Raw genomic sequence first — 21,813 nt, 5'->3', positions numbered from 1 at the left:
CCTCAGCCGCTCCTGACGCACCGTCATTATCCGAAGGGAGGTGTCCCGGTGGCGACACCCGGTGACCGCACTCGTGGGCTGTCCGGCTCCCCGCTCGACACCCTGGACTTCACGCTGGACCGCTCCAGCCCGGTCCCGCTCTACTACCAGCTCGCTCAGCAGCTGGAGGCGGCGATCGAACACGGGGTCCTGGCACCGGGCAACCTCCTGGGCAACGAGATCGACCTGTCGGTCCGCCTGGGCCTGTCCAGACCCACGGTCCGCCAGGCGATCCAGTCCCTGGTGGACAAGGGGCTGCTGGTTCGCCGCCGGGGCGTCGGTACGCAGGTGGTGCACAGCCAGGTCAAGCGCCCGCTCGAACTGAGCAGTCTGTACGACGACCTGGAGACGGCCGGACAGGGGCCCACCACCCAGGTCCTGCGCAACGAGCGGCAGCCGGCGTCCGCCGAGGTCGCCGCGGCCCTCGGGGTGAAGGAGGGCAGCGAGGTCGTCGTGCTGGAGCGGCTGCGCTGCACGCACGGCGAGCCGGTGGCGTTCCTCTGCAACTATCTGCCCTCGGGACTCCTCGAACTCGACGCCGCCCGGCTGGAGTCGACGGGCCTGTACCGGATGATGCGCACCGCGGGCATCACCCTGCACAGCGCCCGCCAGACCGTCGGCGCCCGCTCGGCCACGGCGGCGGAGGCCAGACGCCTGGAGGAGCCGGAGGGTGCCGCCATGCTCACCATGCAGCGCACGGCGTACGACGACACCGGACGGGCCGTGGAGTTCGGCACGCACATCTACCGGGCGTCGCGGTACGCCTTCGACTTCCAGCTGCTGATGCGCCCGTGAGCGGTCCCAGTCACCGTCCCTGTTCCCGCCCCCGTCATTCGTACGGTCATCGGGAACAGGGGCGTCCCGGGTACTCCGCGCTCTCCGGTACGCCCGCCGCGCGCATCCGGCGCAGCACCTCGCGCCGGATCGCCTCGTCGTCGATGTAGAAGGGGCAGTTGACGTCACGGTCGAACACCAGGACGTCCCCGGCGGTGTCCCAGAGCACCCACCGGGGTGCGTGGGGCGAGTCCTGCCACAGCTGGGTGTACTCGCCGATGACGTCCGTCGTCGGAGCGCTCACAGCGTTCCCTCCTCGTTCTCCCGGCCGTCGACGAGTGTCGCCACGACCTCGATGTCCCCGATGCGTGAACTGTCGACGCTTCGGGGGTCGTCTCCCAGTACGACCAGATCGGCCCGTTTGCCGGGCGTGACGCTGCCCGCGCTGTCCTCCCAGTGGCAGGCGTAGGCGCCGTCGACGGTGTACGCGCGCAGCGCCTCGTCGACGGTGATGCCTTCGTCCGGCCCGATCAACTGCCCTGACAGCGAAGCCCGTTCGACCATGAACTGGACGGCCCGCAGCGGCGACCCGTCCGCCACCGGCCGGTCGGAACTCCCCACCAGCCGGATGCCGTGCTCCAGGAAACCCCGCCCCCGGTACAGCCAGGGGGCCCGTTCCTCCCCCATGATCGACGCGTAGTCGTCGCCGAAGTACCGCAGGAAGTTGGGCTGTACGACGGCTGCCGCACCCAGCCGTGCCATTCGGGGCAGTTGGTCGGGCCGGATCAGCCCGGCGTGCTCGATCCGGTGCCTCGCGTCCGGCCGGGGCCGCAGCCGCTGCGCCTCCTCCAGCGCGTCCAGCGCGACATCGGCGGCGCGGTCGCCGATGGCGTGCACGGCGAGCTGCCAGCCCGCGAGGTGCCCGTCCACGATGGTCCGCCTGAGGAGTTCGGGGTCCTCCTGCAACTGCCCTGCGGTGTCCAGCCCTTGGTAGGGGCTGCTGAGCGCGGCGGTACGGGCCATCATGCCGCCGTCGGTGTACACCTTCAGCGCGCCGACGGACAGCCAGTCGTCGCCGAAGCCGGTACGCAGCCCCAGGTCGAGGGCGCGCGGGATGCCGTCGGCCTCGTGGGCGGTGACGGAGTGCAGCCGGTCGGCGGCCACCATCAGCTGGACCCGCAGGGGCAACAGGCCGCGCTCCCGGGCGAGTTGGTAGGCGCCCAGCTCGACCGGGCTGTTGCCGAGCAGGGCGCCGCCGATGCCTGCCTCGGCGCACGCGGTGACGCCCTCGGCCAGACAGGCGCGGGCGGCGCGTCCGATCGCCTCCGCCAACTCCTCCTGGGAGTGCGGCAGTCGAAGGGCCCGTGCCGCTCCCATGGCCCCTTCGGCGAGGAAGGCGCCCTCGTGCGGGACCACACCGGGCAGCAGTTCCAGCACCGGGCTGCTGACCGCGCAGCCGTGTCCGGAGTCGTGCATGAGCAGCACCTTGCGCCCGCCGGCGGCCCTGTCCAGCTCGGCGAGGGTCAGGTGCCGGCCGAGCCCGCGCTGGTCGTACCCCGCGACGTCCACCCAGCCGCCCGGCGGCACCTGGGCCGCGGCCTCCGCGACGACCGCGAGCACGTCCTCGACCCGGACACAGGGTGCCACCGTGGGCGTGGCCGCCTTGAACCCCGTCCAGGCGAGGTGCACATGGCTGTCGATGAACCCCGGGAGCACGGTCGCGCCCTGGAGGTCGATCACCCGCTGCGCGGGCAGCCCGGTCACCGCCTCGTCCAGACCGACGATCCGGCCCCGCCAGATGCCCAGGTCGTGGGCGACGGGGTGGTCGGGGTCCATGGTGAGGACACGGGCGTTGGTCAGTCGCGTGGTGAGCATGGGGGGCAGTTCCTCGTTCCGGGCTCGAAGCCGATCCGATCCAGTCGATCCGATCCAGTCGATCCGATCGTGGCCTCAGCCGGTCCGTTCCATGCGCTCCACCAGGCTCTTGGGCCGCATGTCCGTCCAGTTGGTCTCGATGTGGTCCAGGCACTCCTGGCGGGGCGCCGGGCCGTGGACGACGGTCCAGCCGGCCGGTACGTCGACGAAGTCGGGCCACAGGCTGTGCTGGCCCTCGTCGTTGACGAGCACGGAGTAGACGCCGTCGGGGTTCTCGAAGGGGTTGGTGGTGCCGCTCATGCGGGTGGTCCTCCTCGGTCGGGGTGGATGAGTGGGGTCGGGTCGGTGCTGGTCAGTGTTCATCAGGGGTCCCGGCGCGGGCGACCAGGGCCCTCAGTGCCCGGAACCAGGTCTCCGCGAGGTCCCGGACCGCCTCCTCGGACAGGACGGCGACGGGCCAGGACCAGTGGGCGGCCAGGACCGGGCCGTCGGCGCGGTCCTCGGTGACGACGTTGATGCCGAGGGCGTGGCCCTCCCGCATCCCCGGCTCGGCGCCGATGTCCGAGACGTCCTCCTCCGGAGCGTACGACCAGTCCGTGGCCTCGGGGATGCCGAAGCGGCCGAGGTAGTTGAACTCGATCGCCGGTGCCGCGAAGGCCGCCAGGACCGGGGCCGTACGAGGGTTGAGGTGGCGGAGCATGCCGTAGCCGGCGCCGTTCGCGGGCAGCGAGCCGAGGTGGGCCCGCACCCGGGCGAGCGCCTCCCCGATCTCCGGTCCGCCGGCCAGGGCCGCGTCCAGGTCGACGGGACCGGGATCGAGCAGGACCGGGAAGACGCTGGTGAACCAGCCGACCGTACGGGACAGATCGGCGTCGCCCGCCAACTCCTCGTCACGGCCGTGGCTTTCGAGGTCGACCAGGGCCGGACCGCCCTCGACGTCCCCGTGGCGCCGCCGCCAGTCGGCGACGGCGAGGCCGAGACCGGTGAGCAGCACGTCGTTGACGTTCGCGGCGAACGCGGACGGCACGGCGGACAGCAGCGGGCCGGTGATCCCGGCGGGCAGCCGCAGTTCCAGGTTCCGTACCGTGCCGGCCGTGTCGCGGACCGGGTCGAGCGGCCTGTCGAGCGGGAGGGGCGCGGCTCCTTCGAGTACGCCGGTCCAGAACGGCAGTTCAGCCTCCCGGGCCGGGTCCTGGGCCAGCGCTTCGAGCTTGCGGGACCAGGTGCGGAAGGAGGTGTCGACGGGAGCGAGTTCCGCCGGGCGCCCGGCTTCGACCTCGGACCAGGCGGCGGCCAGGTCGGGCAGCAGGACCCGCCAGGACACGCCGTCGGTGACGAGGTGGTGGCCCATCAGGAGGAGCCTGCCGGGTTCCGTGCCGGCGTCGAACCACACGGCCCGCACCATGGCGCCCGTGTCCGGGTCCAGTGCCGCGCGGGCGGCGTGGGCACGGTCCGCGACGACCGTCCGGAGCTCCTCCGCGTCCAGTCCGGCGACGTCGACCCGCTCGATCCACGCCCCGGTGTCCACCGTCCCGGCCGCCGGCACCTCAAGGGTCCAGTGACCGGCCTCCGTACGGACGAGGGTGCTGCGCAGCATGGCGTGGCGGTCGGCGAGCGCCAGGAGTACGGCGGCGAGCTTCGGCCGGTCCAGGGCTGCGGGCGTCTGGACGAGGGCCGACTGGTGGTAGCTCTTGAACGGGCCGCCCAGTTCCCGCAGCCAGTGCATGACGGGCGTGAGCGGCACGCTGCCGGTCCCGTCGTCCACGGGGCGGGCGGCGGCGGAGCCGGTGGTGGTCGCCACTTCGGCGAGACCGGCCACCGTACGGTGGCGCAGCACGAGTCGCGGAGTGATCCGTACGCCCACCGCCCTTGCCCTGCTGACCAGTTGCATCGCCATGATGCTGTCGCCGCCGAGGGCGAAGAAGTCGTCGTCGACGCCGATCTCGTCCAGTCCGAGGACCTCGGTGACGACACCGCACAGGGCCTTCTCCATCGCGGAGCCGGGAGCCCGGCCCGTGGAGAGGGCGGCGAAGTCCGGTGCGGGCAGGGCGGATCGGTCCAGCTTGCCGTTGGCGAGTTCGGGCAGCCGGTCCAGCAGGACGACCGCCGCCGGAACCATGTGGTCCGGCAGTCTCCGGCCGACCTGGCCGCGCAGCCGCCCCGGGTCGGGCAGTTGACCCGGGACCGGGACCACGTACGCCACCAGCAGCTTCCGAGCACCTTCCTGACGTACCGTCACCACGGCCTGGGCGACGTCCGGTTCGGCTGTGAGCACGGCCTCGATCTCGCCGGGTTCGATACGGAACCCGCGGATCTTGACCTGGTCGTCGGCCCGGCCGAGGTAGTCCAGGTATCCGTCGGCGGTCCAACGGGCCAGGTCACCGGTCCGGTAGAGCCGGGAGCCCGGCGCGCCGAACGGATCGGCGACGAACCGCTCGGCGGTCAGCGCGGGGCGGCCCAGATAACCACGGGCGAGGCCGCCGCCGGCCAGGTACAGCTCGCCGGTCACACCGGGCGGTACGGGCTGCAGCCGGTCGTCGAGGACGTAGGCCCGGGTGCCCGCCACGGGACGGCCGACGAGCGGCCGGTCGTGGTCCCGCACCCGCGCCACCAGGGCGTCGACGGTGGACTCGGTGGGTCCGTACAGGTTGAACGCCTCGGTGCCGGTCAGCCGTCCGAGCCGCTCCCACAGCGCCACGGGGACGGCCTCGCCGCCGACGCCGACGACGGCGAGGGGGCAGCTCCCGTCGTCCCGGACGAGGCCCGTCTCGGCCATCTGTGCGAAGAACGACGGAGTGACCTCCAGGAAGTCGAAGCCGTGCTCGACGACAGCTGCCGCGAGCAGCTCCGGGTCCCGCCGGGTCTCGTCCGACACGACGTGCACACAGTGCCCGTCCAGCAGCCACAGCTGCGGCTGCCAGGAGGCATCGAAGGAGAACGCCCAGGCGTGTCCGGCCCGTAGATGACGGCGGCCGGTGGCGGCCTTCGCCGGTACGTACAGCGTCTCGCGGTGGCTGTGGAAGAGGTTGCCGACGGTCTCGTGGGTGACGACCACGCCCTTGGGGCGGCCGGTGGAGCCTGAGGTGTAGATGACGTACGCCGGGTGGCGCGGGGTGAGGGGTGCGAGGCGGTCTCCGTCGAGGAGGTCGGTCGCGGCCTGCGCGGCGAGCAGTCCGGCGGTCGCCGGAGCGTCCAGCTCCAGCATCGGCGGCCCGCCGGCGGGCAGCAGCCGCGCGATGTCCGTCGTGGTGAGCGTCAGCACCGGGCGGGAGTCGTAGAGCGTGTCGCGGAGGTGGTCGGCCGGTGCGTCCGGGTCCAGGGGCAGATAGGCGGCGCCCGCCTTTTGTACGGCGAGGATGGCCAGCAGGGTGCGGGCGGTTCGGGGCAGGGCCAGCGCCACGAGGCGCTCCGGGCCGGCGCCCCGCGCGACCAGCAGCCGGGCGAGCCGGTTGGCCTCGGCGTTGAGCTGCGCGTACGTCAGCTCGATGCCGTCGGAGGCGACTGCCGGAGCGTCCGGGGACAGTGCGGTCTGCCGCTCGAAGAGAGCCGGCACGGTGGTCGGCTCGGTGGGCAGCGGTCGCGCGTTCCACTCGGTGAGGATCCGGTGCCGTTCGGCGGTGTCGAGGATGTCGATCCGGCCGATCGGGGTGTCGGGGGCGACGGCCACCGCCCGCAGGAGGCGGACCAGCCGCTCGCCGATCGCGTCCGCCGTCGCCCGGTCGAAGAGGTCGGCGCTGTACTCCAGCACACCGTCGACACCGGCTCCGTCGGCGCGCTCCACGAAGTCGAAGGAGAGGTCGAACTTGGCGGTGGTGGCGCCGAGTTCCTCCCGCCGCGACTCCAGCTCCGCGAAGCCCGCTCCGTCGACCCCCGCGGCCAGGTACACGACCATGACCTGGAAGAGCGGATGCCGGGACAGCGAACGGGCGGGGTTGAGGGCGTCCACCACGCGCTCGAACGGCACGTCCTGGTGGTCGAAGGCCGCCAGGTCGGTCTCCCGCACCCGGGCGAGCAGTTCACGGAACGCGGGGTCGCCGGAGGTGTCGGTGCGCAGCACCAGGGTGTTGAGGAAGAACCCGACCAGATCCTCCAGGACCTCTTCGGTGCGGCCGGCGATCGGGCTGCCGAGCGGGATGTCCGTACCGGCGCCCAGCCGGGTCAGGAGGGCCGCCACCGCGGCCTGGACGATCATGAACATACTGACGTTGCTCGACCGGGCCAACTCTCTTAGCCCGGCTGTCAGTTCCGCGTCCAGTGCGATGTCCGCCATGCCACCGCGGTAGCTCGCCTCCAGCGGGCGCGGGCGGTCGGCGGGCAGTGCGATTTCCTCGGGGAGCCCGGCCAGGGTCCGCTTCCAGAAGGCGAGTTGGCGGAAGGCCAGGCTCTCCGGGTCCTTCTCGTCGCCGAGCATCGCCCGCTGCCACAGGCTGTAGTCGGCGTACTGCACCGGCAGTGCAGCCCGCTGCGGCGCCCGGCCCGCCGCGCGCGCCTCGTAGGCGGCGGCCAGGTCTCGGGTGAGCGGTGCGTCGGACCACTCGTCGCCCGCGATGTGGTGGAGCAGGAGCAGCAGTACGTGCTCGTCCCCGGCGGTGCGGAAGAGGTGTACGCGCAGGGGTGCTTCCCGGTCCAGCTCGAAGCCGTACGAGGCGGCCTCGGCAAGCCGCGCGGTGAGTTCCTCCTCGCTCCGGACGGTCTCGGTCGCCACGTCGACGCGGGCCTGTCCCGGCTCCAGGATCAGCTGGTAGGCCCGGCCGTCCTCCTCGGGGAAGACGGTGCGCAGCGGTTCGTGCCGGGCGACCAGATCGTCGACGGCCAGTCGTAGCGCGTCGGCGTCGAGCCGTCCGGTGAGCCGCCAGGCGAGCGGGATGTTGTACGTGGGGCTGGGGCCCTCCACCCGGTAGAGCACCCACAGGCGCTGCTGGGCGAAGGAGAGCGGCAGCCGCTCCGGCCGCTCGGCCGGAGCGAGAGCGGGCAGGCCGACGCCGGTCTCCTCGCCGCCTTCCCGGAGGCGCTCGGCGAGCCGGGCGACCGTGGGCGCCTCGAACACCGTACGCAGGGAGACCTCGGCGGCGAGCGTGGCCCGGATGCGGGCGGCCAGTCGCATCGCGACGAGGGAGTGTCCGCCCAGGGTGAAGAAGTCGTCGTGGATGCCGACGCGTTCGAGGCCCAGGACGTCGGCGAAGAGGCCGCAGAGGATATCCTCGCGCGGGGTGCGCGGCAGGCCCTCGCCCGTCCCGGTCGCCGCCGTGAAGTCGGGGGCGGGGAGTGCCTTGCGGTCGAGCTTGCCGTTGGGGGTGAGGGGCAGGGCGTCGAGGGAGACGAAGGCCGCGGGGACCATGTGCTCGGGGAGCACGGCGACCGTGTGCCGGCGGAGTGCCGCGCTGTCGACGGTGGTGGAGCCGGTGGGGACGACGTAGGCGACGAGCTGCTGGTCGCGGGCGACGACGCTCACCTGAGCGACGGTGTCGTGCCGGGCGAGGACGGACTCGATCTCGCCCAGTTCGACGCGGAAGCCACGGATCTTGACCTGGTCGTCGGTCCGGCCCAGGTATTCGAGTGTTCCCTCCGTTGCCCAGCGTGCCAGGTCACCCGTGCGGTACATGCGTGAACCGAGTTCACCGAAGGGATCGGCTGTGAACCGCTCCGCCGTCAGCCCCGGGCGGCCGAGATAGCCACGCGCCAGCTGCGCACCGGCCAGATACAGCTCTCCCGCCACACCCGGCGGAACCGGTCGCAGACCGGCATCCAGGACGTACGCACGCGTGTTCCACACCGGACGGCCGATGGACACCCGTTCGGTCGCCTCGGTGACCTGGGTCGCGGTGACGTCGACCGACGCCTCCGTCGGCCCGTACAGGTTGTGCAGTTCGGCCGGCAGCACGGAACGGAACCGCTGGGCCAGCTCGTCGGACAACGCCTCCCCGCTGCACATCACCCGCCTCAGCCCGAGGCAGCCCGCCGCCGAGGGTTCCTCCAGGAACATCTGGAGCATCGACGGCACGAAGTGCGCGGTCGTGATGTTCTGCTCCTGGATCAGCCCGGCCAGGTAGACGGGGTCCCTGTGCCCCTCCGGCCTGGCCACCACCAGCGCGGCGCCGGTGATCAGCGGCCAGAAGAACTCCCACACCGACACGTCGAAACTCGACGGCGTCTTCTGCAGGACGCGGTCGTCGGCGGTCAGCCCGTACTCCCCCTGCATCCACAGCAGACGGTTGACGATGCCCTCGTGCGGAACGACGACGCCCTTGGGACGTCCGGTCGAACCTGAGGTGTAGATGACGTACGCGGGACTCGACGGATCGTAGGAATCGGGGAGTTCACCCTCCGTCGCCGATTCCGGAAGGGCATCCCGGATCACGACCACCGGCTGGGCGTCCGCCAGCATGAAGGCCAGTCGCTCCGCCGGATAGTCGGCGTCCAGCGGAAGATACGCCCCGCCCGCCCGATGCACCGCCAGCAGCGCGACCACCAGCTCCACCGACCGGGGAAGCGCGACGGCGACCGTACGCTCCGGGCCCACGCCCATACCGGCCAGCACGCGGGCCGTCCGCTCGACGTGCTCGTCCAACTCGGTGTACGTCAGCCGCTGTTCGCCGAACACCAGGGCCAACGCGTCCGGCGTACGGGCCACCTGGGCCCGGAACAACTCGGGCAGGCTGGTGGAAGCCACCTCGCGTGCGGTGTCGTTCCAGTCGCCCAGAACGGCCCGCCGCTCCGGCTCCGCCAACACCTCCAGGTCCCGCACCAGGACATCAGGTCGGCCCGCCACCTGTTCCAGCAGCCGGACCAGCCGCCGCGCGGTCCGGGTGGCCGTCGGTTCGTCGCAGAGGTCGGTCGCGTACTCCAGGAGGAGCGCCAGGCGGTCCGACTCGTCCACGAAGGTGAAGTGGAGGTCGAACTTGGCCATCCCGGTGTCCATGTCGAACCACTCGGTCGGCATTCCGAGCACGTCGGGGTCGCCGTCGGGACGGTAGTGGTAGCCCAGCATGACCTGGAAGAGCGGGTTGCGGCCGGGCACCCGGGCCGGGTTGAGTGCCTCGACGACCCGGTCGAAGGGCAGGTCCTGATGCTCGAACGCGGCCAGGGACGATTCCCTTACCCGGGCGAGCAGTTGACGGAACGTCAGCTCCGGGTCGGACAGGTCCGTCCGCAGCACGAGCGTGTTGACGAAGAAGCCGACGAGGTCGTCGAGGGCGTCGTCCGTGCGGCCCGCGATGGGGGCGCCGAGGGGGATGTCGTCACCGGCGCCGAGGCGGTGCAGCAGCGCGGCCGTGGCGGCCTGGAACAGCATGAACATGCTGGTACCGGTGGTCCCGGACAGCTCACGCAGGGCGAGACCGGTGTCGGCCGGCAGCTCCAGCCTGACCTTGCCGCCGCGTCCGGAGGGCTCGGCCGGGCGGGGCCGGTCCAGGGGCAGGTGCAGTTCCTCGGGGAGGTCACGCAGAGTCCCGGTCCAGTGGGCGAGTTGGTCCGCTCCGACCCGGCCGAGGAGCTCGTCCTGCCAGAGGGTGTAGTCGGCGTACTGGACCGGCAGCGGCGCCCACTCGGGGGCCCGTCCCGCGCGCCGGGTCCGGAATGCGGTGGTGAGGTCGGCCAGGAACGGGCGGTCGGACCACTCGTCGGTGGTGATGTGGTGGAGGACGACGGCCACCACATGGTCGGCCGGTCCGACCCGCAACACCTCGCAGCGCACCGGGAGTTCGGCGGTGAGGTCGAAGGGGCGACGCTGGGCCGACTCGATCCGGTCCGCCAACTCCCCCTCCCCACAGTCCGTCACGGTGAACTCGGGATCGGCCTCGGCCGCCGGGACGATCAACTGGTACGGCTCCCCGTCCTGCTCGGGGAACACGGTCCTCAGTGCTTCATGGCGTCCGGCCACGTCGCGTACGGCCGCCCGGAGTGCGTCGAGGTCCAGGTCGCCGCGGAGCCGGAAGACCAGCGGGAAGTTGTAGGCGACACCGCTGCCGGTGATCCGTTCGACCAGCCACAGTCGGCGCTGGGCGGCCGAGAGCGGGATGCGCTCGGGCCTTGTGGCGGGGACGACGGCCGGTCGGGCCGGGCGTGAGGTGTCCGCGCGGGCCGCGAGCTGCTCGGGCGTGGGCGCCTCGAACAGGTCACGGATGGCCAGTTCGGCGCCCAGCTCGGTGCGGGCCCGGCTGATCAAGCGGGTCGCGAGCAGGGAGTGGCCGCCCAGGTCGAAGAAACCGTCCTCGGCGCCGACCTCGGGCAGGCCGAGCACCTCGGCGAAGAGCCGGCAGAGCACCTCTTCCTGCGGGGTGCGCGGCCCCCGGCCGGTGCCGAGGGCGACGGCCGGTTCGGCGTCGGGCAGGGCGCGGACGTCCAGCTTGCCGTTGTCGTTCATGGGCAGCCGGTCGAGGGTGACGAACGCGGCCGGGACCATGTAGTCGGGCAGCCGCTGCTTGAGGTCGTCGCGTAGCTGCCGGATCAGGCTGTTGGCGTCACGGGCCGCCGTCGGCGAGTTGGCGTATGGGGCCGCTCCGCCGCCGGGGAGGTACAGCCCGCCGGTCAGCGAAGGCACCTCGCCGGTGACGAACACGGCGTCGTACGTGCCGGGTCGGCCGGACCAGGTGGTCAGGACACGGTGCCCGAGTCCGGCGGCGAGGTCGCGCAGGGTCTCCGGGTCGACTCCCCCGGCGGCGCCGAGTCGGGCGTCGGGGATGCCGGTGAGGCGTACCGGGACCACGGCCAGCAGGTCCGCCAAGTCACCGCTGTCGACGCCGAGTTGCCGGTCGCCGAAGGGGACGGTCGGGACATCCGTCAACCGCAGGTCCGGTTCGTCGGCGTACAGCACGGCGTCGTAGCGGTAGCGGGTGAGTTCGTTGTGGTGGCGGGCCTGCTTGGTGCGCAGGTCGACCCCGTAGCCGAGGGTGGTGAAGTAGTCGGGGTCGACGAGGAGTTCCTTCTCCAGGCGCAGCCCGCGTTCGACGGCCCGGCCCAGCGCGTCGCCGCTGACGCCCTTCGCCTCCTGGATCTCGGTCTGGAAGGCGCGGGCGAGCCGCAGGTTGCGCACATCGCCGACGAACAGCGCGCCACCGGGGGCCAGCAGTTCCATCGCGCCCCGGATCACCGAGGTCAGGTAGTCGATGCTGGGGAAGTACTGGATGACGGAGTTGATGACGATCGTGTCGAAGTAGCCGTCGCCGGGCAGGCCGGTGAGGTCGTCAGCGGGCTGGGCGCGGAGTGTGATCCTGGACGCCAACTCCGGGTCCTGGAGCAGCTCCTGGCCGATCTTGCGGATGACGGGGGCGGCGAAGTCGGTGGCCCAGTAGGCCTCCGCGTCCGGGGCGAGCCTGGACAGCAGCAGACCCGAGCCGACGCCGATCTCCAGGATCCTGCGGGGCTTCAGTGAGCGGATGCGCTCCACGGTGGCCTCGCGCCACTCCCGCATGTGGTCGAAGGGGATGGGCTGTCCGTCGTAGGAGGAGTCCCAGCCCGCGTACTCCTCGGTGAAGACTGCGGTGCTGATCTCCTCGTACTCGTCGGAGTAGATCTCCTGCCACTCGCCGACCTGGTCGCGTTCGGCGAAGGCCCGGTCGTCGCCCGTGAGTTGGGCGGGAACGACGTACCCGACGAGGCGCTCGTCGCGGACGATCACGGCGGCGTGGGCGACCCGGTCGTGCTGCGCGAGGGCGGTCTCGATCTCGCCCAGCTCGACGCGGTAGCCGCGGATCTTGACCTGGTCGTCGGTGCGGCCGAGGAAGTCGAGGTTGCCGTCGGGGTTACGGCGGACCAGGTCACCGGTGCGGTACATGCGCTCGCCCGGTTCACCGAACGGGTCGGCGACGAACCGCTCGGCGCTGAGGGCGGGCCGGTTCAGATAGCCGCGGGCCAGACCGATACCGGCGATGTACAGCTCACCCGGCACACCTTCAGGCACCGGACGCAGCCAGGCGTCCAGAATATGGGCGCGGGTGCCACGGATCGGACGGCCGACAGTGGGAGTGGCGCTGTCGAGGGTGCCGCCGCCCAGGGTGTTGATGGTGTACTCGGTCGGCCCGTAGAGGTTGTAGCCGTAGGTGCCCTCGGTGTCGCGGAGCCGGTTCCACACCGTCTCCGACACTGCCTCGCCGCCGAGCAGCACCAGCGGCGGGCGGTGGCCCTCCAACAGGCCTTCCTCGATGAGGAGATGGGCGTAGGTCGGGGTCACGTTGACGACATCGACGCGATGGCGTTCGCAGTAGGCGACCAGGGCCTCGGCGTCGCGACGCAACTCCTCGTCGCAGATGTGGACTTCATGCCCCTCGACCAGCCACAGGAGTTCCTCCCACGACATGTCGAAGGCGAAGGACACGGTGTGCGCGATGCGCAGCCGCCGTCCGCCCGCCGACGCGATCGCCGGTTCGAAGATCTCCTTCTGGTGGTTGAGCTGCATGTTGGTCAGACCCCGGTACGGCGTGACGACGCCCTTGGGGCGACCGGTGGAACCGGAGGTGTAGATGACGTACGCCGGGTGTTCCAGGCTGAAGGCGACGGACACCAAATCGCCCGGCAGTGCGGCGAGTTCGGCGGCGATCTCCGGGTCGTCGAGCAGTACGCGGGGTGTCTCGCCCACCAGGCGCGCCGACACGGCGGCCGTGGACAGCAGCATCGTCGGCCGGGCGTCGTCGAGCATCGCGGCGAGCCGGTCGTCCGGGTAGTCCAGCTCCAGCGGCAGATAGGCGGCGCCCGTGCGCAGTACGGCGAACAGGGCGACGACCATGTCGAGGGAGCGCGGCAGCCCGAGGGCGACGACCCGCTCGGGGGCGGCACCCCGCGCGATCAGCAGCCGCGCCATCTGGTTGATACGGCCGTCGAGTTCGGCGTAGGTCAGGGTGCGGTCACCGAAGACGACGGCTGTGGCGTCGGGGGTGGCGGCGGCCTGGGCGGCCAGCAGGTCGGCGATGGTCTCCGTGGGGTCGGGGACGCGTCCGGCGGCCCGCTCGTGCGCCAACTCGGCGTGTTCGGCGGGGAGCAGCGGGTCGAGGCCGCCCACCGGGGCGTCGAGGTCGCGGGTGAGCCGGTCCAGGAGGAGGGTGAAGCGGTCGAGCAGGTCCTGTGCCTGGGGGTGGGCGACGACGTCGGCGCGGTGGGTCAGGGTGACCCGGATCGAGCGGCCCGGGGTGACGACGAGGTTGACCGGGTAGTGGGTCGCGTCGACGTTGGCGACGGCCGTGGCGCCGTGCCGGTCGCTCAGCTCTGCGAGCCGCTCCTCCGTGTCGTTGTTGCGCAGCACGAACAGTGTGTCGAACAGCCGCCGGTGCCCGGTCTCGGCCTGGAGCACGCCCAGACCCAGGTACTCGTACGGCATGACGGCGAGCCGCTCGTCCTGGACGCGGCGCAGCAGCCCCAGCACCGGTTCGGCCGGGTCGTAGGCGATGCGCGCCGGGACGGTGTTGAGGAACATGCCGATGACGTTCTCGATGTCCGGCACCTCGCTCGGCCGGCCGGCGACGGTCGTGCCGAAGACGACGTCCGTGCGGCCGGTCGCGCTCGCCAGGGTGAGCCCCCAGGCCGCGTTGAGCACGGTGTTGAGGGTCAGACCGTGGAGCCGCCCGATGGCGCGCAGACGCTCGCCCACCTCGTCCGGGACGAGGACGTCGAGGCTTTCCGGGATGTCCGGTTCCAGGCCCTGGTCGGCGGCGGCCAGCAGGGTGGGTTCGTCGAGTCCGGCGAGGGCACGGCGCCAGGCGCCGGTGGCGACGTCAGTGTCCTGGACCTCCAACCAGGTCAGGTAGTCACGGTAGTTGCCGGGGGCGGGGAGGGCGCTCGCGTCGCCGCCGTTCTCGTACAGGGCGAAGAGCTGGTCGAGGAAGATCCAGGCGGACCAGCCGTCCCAGAGGAGGAGATGGCGTCCGACGACCAGCCGGTCGCCCCGGTCCGCGCCGAGGCGGACGAGGAGTATACGGAACAGCAGCGGGCGGGTGAGGTCGAAGCGGCGGGATCGCTCGGCGTCCGTCAACTCCCTCAGCCGTACGTCCTGTTCGGCATCCGGCAGCCCGGACAGGTCGACCTCTTCGAGCGGGATCTCGGGGTCGCGCACGATGAACTGCACCGGCTGGCGCAGTCCCTCGCTGGTGAATCCGGCGCGCAGGCCGGGGTTGCGGGCGAGCAACACCCGTACGGCAGTGCGGAGTCGGTCGGTGTCGAGTGGTTCGGCGAGGTCGAAGGACTCGTGGACGGTGTAGACGTCCAGGGCGCTGTCGTCGTACGTCGAGTGGAAGAACAGGCCTTCCTGGAGGGGGGCCAGCGGCCAGATGTCCTCGACGGGGGCGGGGCTGAGCCGGTGGACGCGCTCGGTCTCCTCCACCGTGAGGGTGAACGAGGAGCGCAGAGCGGCCACTTCGGCGACGGGTGCCGCCGCTGCGGCGAGGGCTGCCGGGGTGCGGTGCTCGAAGACGTCACGCGGGTTGAGGTCCAGGCCCGCCCGGCGGGCACGGCTGGAGACGCCGATGGAGGTGATGCTGTCGCCGCCGAGCATGAAGAAGTCGTCGTCGATGCCGACCTCTTCGAGCTTCAGGACAGCGGCGAAGATCCCGGTGAGGGCGTGTTCCCGCTCGTTGCGCGGGGCACGCGACTCGGCCCGTACCGCCTGTGGGGCGGGCAGCGCGGCCCGGTCGAGCTTGCCGCTGGGCGTGAGCGGCAGGGCGTCGAGGACGACATAGGCGGCCGGGATGACGGCGGCGGGCAGGTCCTCGCCGAGCGCGGCCTGGAGTTCGGCGGGCGACGGGACATCTGCGTCCCGAGCCGCCACGACGTACGCGACCAGCTGGCCGCCGTTCACGGTGACGGCGGCCTGGGCGACCTCCGGCCGACGGCTCAACGCGGCCTCGATCTCGCCGAGTTCGATCCGGTTGCCCCGGATCTTCACCTGCCGGTCGGTGCGTCCGAGGTACTCGATGACACCGTCGGCGCGGCGGCGCACGAGGTCACCGGTGCGGTACATGCGCGCGCCGGGCTCCCCGTACGGGTCGGCGACGAACCGCTCGGCGGTCAGCTCCGGCCGGGCGTGATAGCCGCGCGCCAGCTGAACACCCGTCAGATACAGCTCGCCGGGGACCCCTTCGGGCGCCGGACGCAGGCAGGAGTCGAGCACACGCAGACCCGTGTTCCACACCGGGCGGCCGATGGGCACGGTGGTGCCGGGCGTGCCGTCGTACGGGTGGTACGTCACGTCGACGGCGGCCTCTGTAGGGCCGTACAGGTTGTGCAGCGGTACTCCGGTCAGCTCCCGCCAGCGGGCGGCGGCGGCGCCGGGCAGTGCCTCGCCGCTGCTGAAGACGTCGCGCAGGGACGCGGCCCAGGCCGGGTCGGCGGTGATCTCCTCGGACTGGAGGAAGGCCTCCAGCATCGACGGCACGAAGTGCATCGTGGTGATGCCCTGTTCGCGGATCAGCCCGGCGAGGTAGGCGGGGTCGCGGTGCCCGTCCGGTCGGGCGAGGACCACGGCTGCGCCCTCGCACAGCGCCCAGAAGAACTCCCAGACACTGACGTCGAAGCTGGCCGGGGTCTTCTGCAACACCCGGTCTCCGGCGGTCAGTCCGTACTCACCCTGCATCCACGCCAGCCGGTTGAGGATGGCCCGGTGGGTGACGACGACGCCCTTGGGACGGCCGGTGGAACCGGAGGTGTAGATCAGGTAGGCCGGGTCGTCGGGGTGGGCGGGCTGGGCGGGAAGCGGTTCGGGGCCCTCCTCGGACGGGGTGTCGAGCAGCACAAGGGCGTGCCCCGACGGGAGTCGAGGGGCGGTCGTCGAGGTGGTGACCACCGTGGCGGCACCGGAGTCGGCGAGCATGTGTGCCACCCGGTCGGCGGGATAGTCGACGTCGACCGGGAGGTAGGCGGCGCCCGACTTCAGTACGCCGAGCAGCGCGACCATCAGCTCGGCGGAGCGCGGTACGGCGACGGCGACGACGCTGCCGGGGCCCGCGCCGCAGGCGGTCAGACGGCCTGCCAACTCACCGGCTCTGGCGTCGAGTTCGGAGTAGGTGAGCGTCTCGCCCTCGTACACGACCGCCGAGGCCTGCGGGCTGCGGGCCACCTGTGCCTCGAAGGCCGCCGCGAGGGTCGTGCCGGGGATGTCCCGGTGTTCGCCGGTCGGATGGGCGACGAGGAGTTCCTCGGCCGACAGCAGGTCCACGTCGGCTACGGACTGGCCCGGGTCGGCTGCCATGGCGTGCAGGATGCGGGAGAGCCGGTCCGCGATCCGGCGTACGGCCTCGGCGTCGAGTCGCTGGGCGTGGTGCTTGAGCCGCAGGTCGAGACGTCGGCCCGGCTTGACGATCAGGGCGAGCGGATAGTGGACGGCGTCGTGGAACTCGTGGCCGGTCAGCCGGAGGGTGCCGGACGGGTCGGCGAGGTCGGTCGCCGCCGGGTAGTTCTCGAACACGACGAGGGTGTCGAAGAGTTCACCCGCCCCCGCGAGACCCGCGACGCGCTGGAGTTCGGCGAGGCCGAGGTGCTGGTGGTCCAGCAACTGCGCCTGCTCGTCCTGGAGTCGGCCGAGGAGGTCGCCCAGCGTGTCGGAGGGTTCCCAACGGAAGCGTGTCGGAAGGGTGTTGATGAACAGGCCGATCATGGACTCGATGCCCTCGACCTCGGCGTCCCGCCCCGAGACCGTCGTGCCGAACACCACGTCCTGGCGTGCCGTGAGCCGCCCGATGAGCAGTCCCCAGGCACCCTGGACGACCGTGCCCAGGGTCACTCCGTGTTCACGCGCCCGCGCGGCCAGCCGGGCGGTCACCTGCTCGGACAGTTCGAGGCGGATCTGCGCGGGCTCGACGGGCATACCGTCGGCCGATGTCTCGACGAGCCAGGTCGGTTCCTCGACCCCGGCGAGAGCCGTACGCCAGGCTGTGCGCGCGGCCTCGCGGTCGGCGCCGACGAGGTGGCGCAGGTGTGCGCTGTACGACGCGGGCTGTGGCAGTGCGGCCGGGGTGTCCCCGTAGGAGGCCATCAGTTCACGGTGCAGGACGGGCAACGACCAGCCGTCGGCGACGATGTGATGGAACGTCAGGAGCAGTCGGCTGCGGTGCTCGTCGAGGCGGATCAGCGCGCAGCGCACGAGGGGCGGGGCGGCGAGGTCGAAGCGGCGGGCGCGTTCGGCGGCGGCGACCGCGTCGGCCAGCGGTGTCCGGGCGGGCCCGTCGTGGACGGTCAGGTCGACCTCCCGCCAGGGCAGTTCGAGACCCGCCGCGATGATCTGCACGGGCTGCCCGTCCGGGCGGCGGCGGAAGCAGGCGCGCAGCGGGGCGTGCCGGTCCAGGACGCGCTGGGCGGCCCGGCGCAGGGCTTCGCCGTCGACCGGTCCGGTCAGTTCGAGAGCCTGCTGGACGACATACGCGTCCAGGTCCGCGCCGTCGACGAGGGAGTGGAAGCAGAAGCCCTCCTGGAGGGGGCTCAGCGGCAGCAACTCCTCGATGGTCACCGGGAACGCGCCCTGGATCTCGGCGAGTTCGGCCTCGGTGAGCACGACCAGCGGGGCGTCGGGCTGCGCGTCCTCCCGAACCACGTCACCTGCTGCCGCCGCGAGCGCCGCGACCGTACGGTGCCTGAATACGTCCCGGGAGCTCAGACGCAGGCCGGCGCGACGGGCGTGGACGAGGAGCTGGATGGCGGTGATGCTGTCGCCGCCGAGGGCGAAGAAGTCGTCGTCGATGGTGGCCGAGCGCAGGCCGAGGACATCGGCGTAGGCCGCGCACAGCAGTTCCTCGCGCGCGTCGCGGGGCGGACGGCCGGCGCTGAGGGCGCCGTAGTCGGGGGTCGGCAGCGCGGCGGAGTCGAGTTTGCCGCTGGGGGTGACCGGGAGGCGGTCGAGGGGGACGACGGCCGCGGGGACCATGTACTCGGGCAGTTGGTCGGCCGCGTACGAACGCAGCGCCCGCATCAGGGCGTTGACGTCCCGGAAGGGTGCCGGGCGATTGGCGTGCGGGGCGGTGCCGGACGAGCGGTAGAGGTCGGTGAGGGGCGTGTCGCCGAGGGCGAAGACGACGTCGAGGCTGCCGTCGTCGGCGGTGCCGTTCCAGGTGACGGCGGTCCGGTGGCCGTACCGGGCGCCGAGCGCGTGGAAGACCTCGGGGTCCGGGGCGTCCGCCGTACGGCTGCTGTCGTCCAGGGCGGACAGCGCGGCCAGGTCCTCGGCCAGGCGGGCGTTGGGCACACCGGTGACCCGGAGCAGCGGGGGCGCCTCGGCCAGGCGGGCTTCGAGTGCCTCCGGCCCGCTCCAGGCGATCTCCGCACCGGCGGCAGGCTCGTGGCCGTTCGTCTGCTTGCTGAGCACCACGTCGTACCGGTATCGCGTGAGTTCGTTGTGGTGGGCGCCGCGCTTGACGTGGATCTCGGCGTCGAAGCCGTCGAGGGCCGCGAAGTAGTCGGGGTCCAGGAGGAGTTCGCCCTCCCAGGCGACCGACCGCTCGACGGCGGCCCGCAGGGCCTGCTTGTCCTGTGTGTCACGGGTGCGGCGGCTCTCGACGGCGGCGCGCAGGCAGCGCAGCAGCCGGGCGTTGCGCACGTCGCCGATGAACAGCCGGCCACCGGGGGCGAGGAGCGCACCGACCGCCCGGACGACGTCGGTCAGATAGTCGGCGCTCGGGAAGTACTGGGCGACGGAGTTGATGACGACGGTGTCGAAGTGGCCCTGCGGCAACCCCGTGGTGTCGTGGGCGGGTCGGGCGGACAGCCGTACCCTGTCGGCTAGTTCGGGTATCGCGTCGACCTGGGTTCGCAGGGCGCGTACGGCCTCCTCGGAGAGGTCGGTGCCCCAGTACTCCGCGCAGTCGGGCGCGATGCGGGAGAGGATCAGGCCGCTGCCGACGCCGATCTCCAGCACCCGGACGGGCGCGAGTTCCTCGATACGGGAGACGGTCGCCGCCCGCCACTCGCGCATCTCCTCGACGGGGATGGGCAGCCCGTCGTACATGCTGTTCCAGCCCGCGAAGTTCTCACGGAGACCCGCCCCGCCGTCGGTTCCGCCTTCCGATCCGGCGGCGGAGTAGAGCAGTTCGTGGAGGTCCTTCCACTCCTGCACCTGGTCGGTGGTGTCGTGGCCGACGTTCTCTCCGTCCAGGGCGGGCACGACGTACGCGGCGAGGCGTCGGTCGCCGGGCCGGTCCTCGCGCACGACGACCGCTGCCTGGTCGACGGCCGGATGGCCGCGCAGTACGGACTCGATCTCGCCCGGCTCGATACGGAAGCCGCGGATCTTCACCTGGGAGTCGGCGCGGCCCAGGAACACCAGACGGCCGTCGGCCTGCCAGCGAACCAGGTCGCCGGTGCGGTAGAGGCGTTCGCCGGGTTCACCGAACGGGTCGGCGACGAACCGTTCGGCGGTCAGGTCGGGCCGCCCGAGGTAGCCGCGGGCCAGTCCGGCGCCGCCGAGGTACAGCTCGCCCGGGACACCGGCCGGGACAGGCTTCAGGCGGGCGTCCAGGACGTAGGCACGGGTGCCGGGGTCCGGGATGCCGATGGGGACGACGGAGCCGGCCGGGATGTCCGGGTCGCACAGCCCGAGGGTGGAGTTGGTGGTGGCCTCGGTCGGGCCGTACGCGTTGAACATCATCCTGCCGCGCGCGTACCGTCCGACCAGTTCGGGCGAGACGCGTTCGGTACCCGCGAGCAGGGTGGCGGGCGGGAGTTCGACGTCCTCGGGCATCGCGGCGAGCAGCGCGGGCGGCAGGATCATGAACGTGATGCCGTGCGCGTGGGCGTAGTCGGCCAGTGCCCGGCCGGGCACCCGGCGCTCGGACGGTACGACGACGAGCCGGCCGCCGGACAGCAGGCCGAGGCACAGGTCCCAGAACGCCACGTCGAAGCTGGGTGAGGCGAACTGGAGCACCCGGCTGTGCGGGCCGATCCCGAACCGCTCGGTCTGGGTGGCGACCAGCTTGGCGACACCCGCGTGCGTGAGGACGACGCCCTTGGGGCGGCCGGTGGAGCCGGAGGTGTAGATGACGTAGGCCGCGTTGGTGATGGTCAGGGCGCTCGGATCGGCGACTGCGGGCCGGCGCTCCGCCATCTCCCGCACGACGTCGGGCGAGTCGAGGACGACGACGGTCATGCCGTCGTTCGCCGGGATGTCCGGGGCGACCTCGGCGGTGGTGACCAGGCAGACGGGGCCGGCGTCGGCGAGCATGTAGGAGATGCGGTCGGCCGGGTAGTCGGTGTCGACCGGCAGGTAGGCGGCGCCGGACTTCAGTACGGCGACCTCGGCGACGATCAGCTCCGCCGACCGGGGCACCGCGAGGGCGACCACGCGCTCGGGCCCGGCGCCCCGGGCGATCAGGGCGGACGCCAACCGGCCCGCGCGCTCGTCCAGTTCGGCGTAGGTGAGGGAGGTGTCCTCGAAGACCAGCGCGATGTCGTCCGGGCGCTGCCGTACCTGGTCGGCGAACATCTCGGGCCAGGTGCGCAGCGGGATGTCGTGGTCGGTGTCGTTCCACTCGCGCAGGACGCGGTGGCGCTCCCCGGCGGCCGGCAGCTCCAACTCGCCCACGGGGGTGTGCGGGTGGGCGAGGGCGTCGGCGAGCAGGGTCGTGTAGTGGTCGGCGACACGCTCGGCGGTCGCGGTCCCGAAGAGGTCCTGGCGGTAGACCACGTACAGGTCACCGGCCCGGACGTCGAGGGCGAGGTCGAGGCGGTCGTCGTCACGGGGCGGGCCGAACGCCGTGTTGAACAGCAGGCCGCCGCCCCGGGTGGGCTGCGGGCGCAACCAGCCGACCAGCGTGGCGTGTTCCACCCGGTGGGCCCGGGCCTCCTCGCGCGCCTCGGTCACCTGCCGCACGAGGTCCATGAAGGACGCGCCGCCGTCCACGGTGATCCGCATCGGCATACCGTCGTACCCGAAGGTGATGTCCTGGCCGGCGCTGTAGCGGTGCAGGAGGGCGGCGTACACGGCCAGGAGTGTGGGTTCGTCGGCCGTCGTCGCCAACGGGCGGCGAAGGGTGTGCCGTTCACCGGTGGGGTGCGATGGGTACGGGAAGTCGGTCGGGAGAGCGGTCTCCTGCGGGAGCGGTTCGAGGCGCCGCCGCCAGAAGGCCGACAGTGCGCCTTCCGCGTCGTCGACACCGGGCACACGTACTTCGAAACCGGACACAGGCGACCGTGCCTCCAGGGTGTACGGACCGGCTCAGC

The 21,813-nt window shown here is 72.1% G+C and carries 5 protein-coding genes; 1 reads left to right on the top strand and 4 read right to left on the bottom strand.

Features of this window, described 5'->3' with window-relative positions:
• Positions 1-48 precede the first annotated feature (48 nt).
• The gene (locus OHN74_RS37630) at positions 49-834 is read left to right on the top strand and encodes a GntR family transcriptional regulator (protein WP_327699034.1); all 786 of its coding nucleotides are present in this window, start codon (positions 49-51) and stop codon (positions 832-834) included.
• Positions 835-880: 46 nt separating this feature from the next.
• Here OHN74_RS37630 and OHN74_RS37625 read toward each other — a convergent pair whose 3' ends face one another.
• The 4 genes from OHN74_RS37625 to OHN74_RS37610 all read right to left on the bottom strand — a co-directional run bounded on the left by OHN74_RS37625 (position 881) and on the right by OHN74_RS37610 (position 21,775).
• The gene (locus OHN74_RS37625; RefSeq protein WP_327699033.1) at positions 881-1,117 is read right to left on the bottom strand and encodes a hypothetical protein; all 237 of its coding nucleotides are present in this window, start codon (positions 1,115-1,117) and stop codon (positions 881-883) included.
• Complete coding sequence (locus OHN74_RS37620; RefSeq protein ID WP_327699032.1) at positions 1,114-2,688, bottom strand: amidohydrolase; 1,575 nt, start codon at positions 2,686-2,688, stop codon at positions 1,114-1,116. The genes OHN74_RS37625 and OHN74_RS37620 overlap by 4 nt, the downstream gene beginning before the upstream one ends.
• 75 nt (positions 2,689-2,763) lie before the next feature.
• Positions 2,764-2,988, bottom strand: a complete 225-nt coding sequence (locus OHN74_RS37615) for an MbtH family protein (RefSeq protein WP_327699031.1) — start codon at positions 2,986-2,988, stop codon at positions 2,764-2,766.
• 52 nt (positions 2,989-3,040) lie between these two features.
• Positions 3,041-21,775 (bottom strand): non-ribosomal peptide synthetase, encoded by an 18,735-nt coding sequence (locus OHN74_RS37610; RefSeq protein WP_327699030.1) that lies wholly within the window; start codon positions 21,773-21,775, stop codon positions 3,041-3,043.
• Between the last annotated feature and the right edge of the window lie 38 nt (positions 21,776-21,813).

The organism is Streptomyces sp. NBC_00459 (genome assembly GCF_036013955.1).
In the GTDB taxonomy this organism is placed as follows: domain Bacteria; phylum Actinomycetota; class Actinomycetes; order Streptomycetales; family Streptomycetaceae; genus Streptomyces.
Note: the sequence above shows the minus strand (reverse complement) of the source record. Positions and strands in the feature narration are given on the sequence as shown.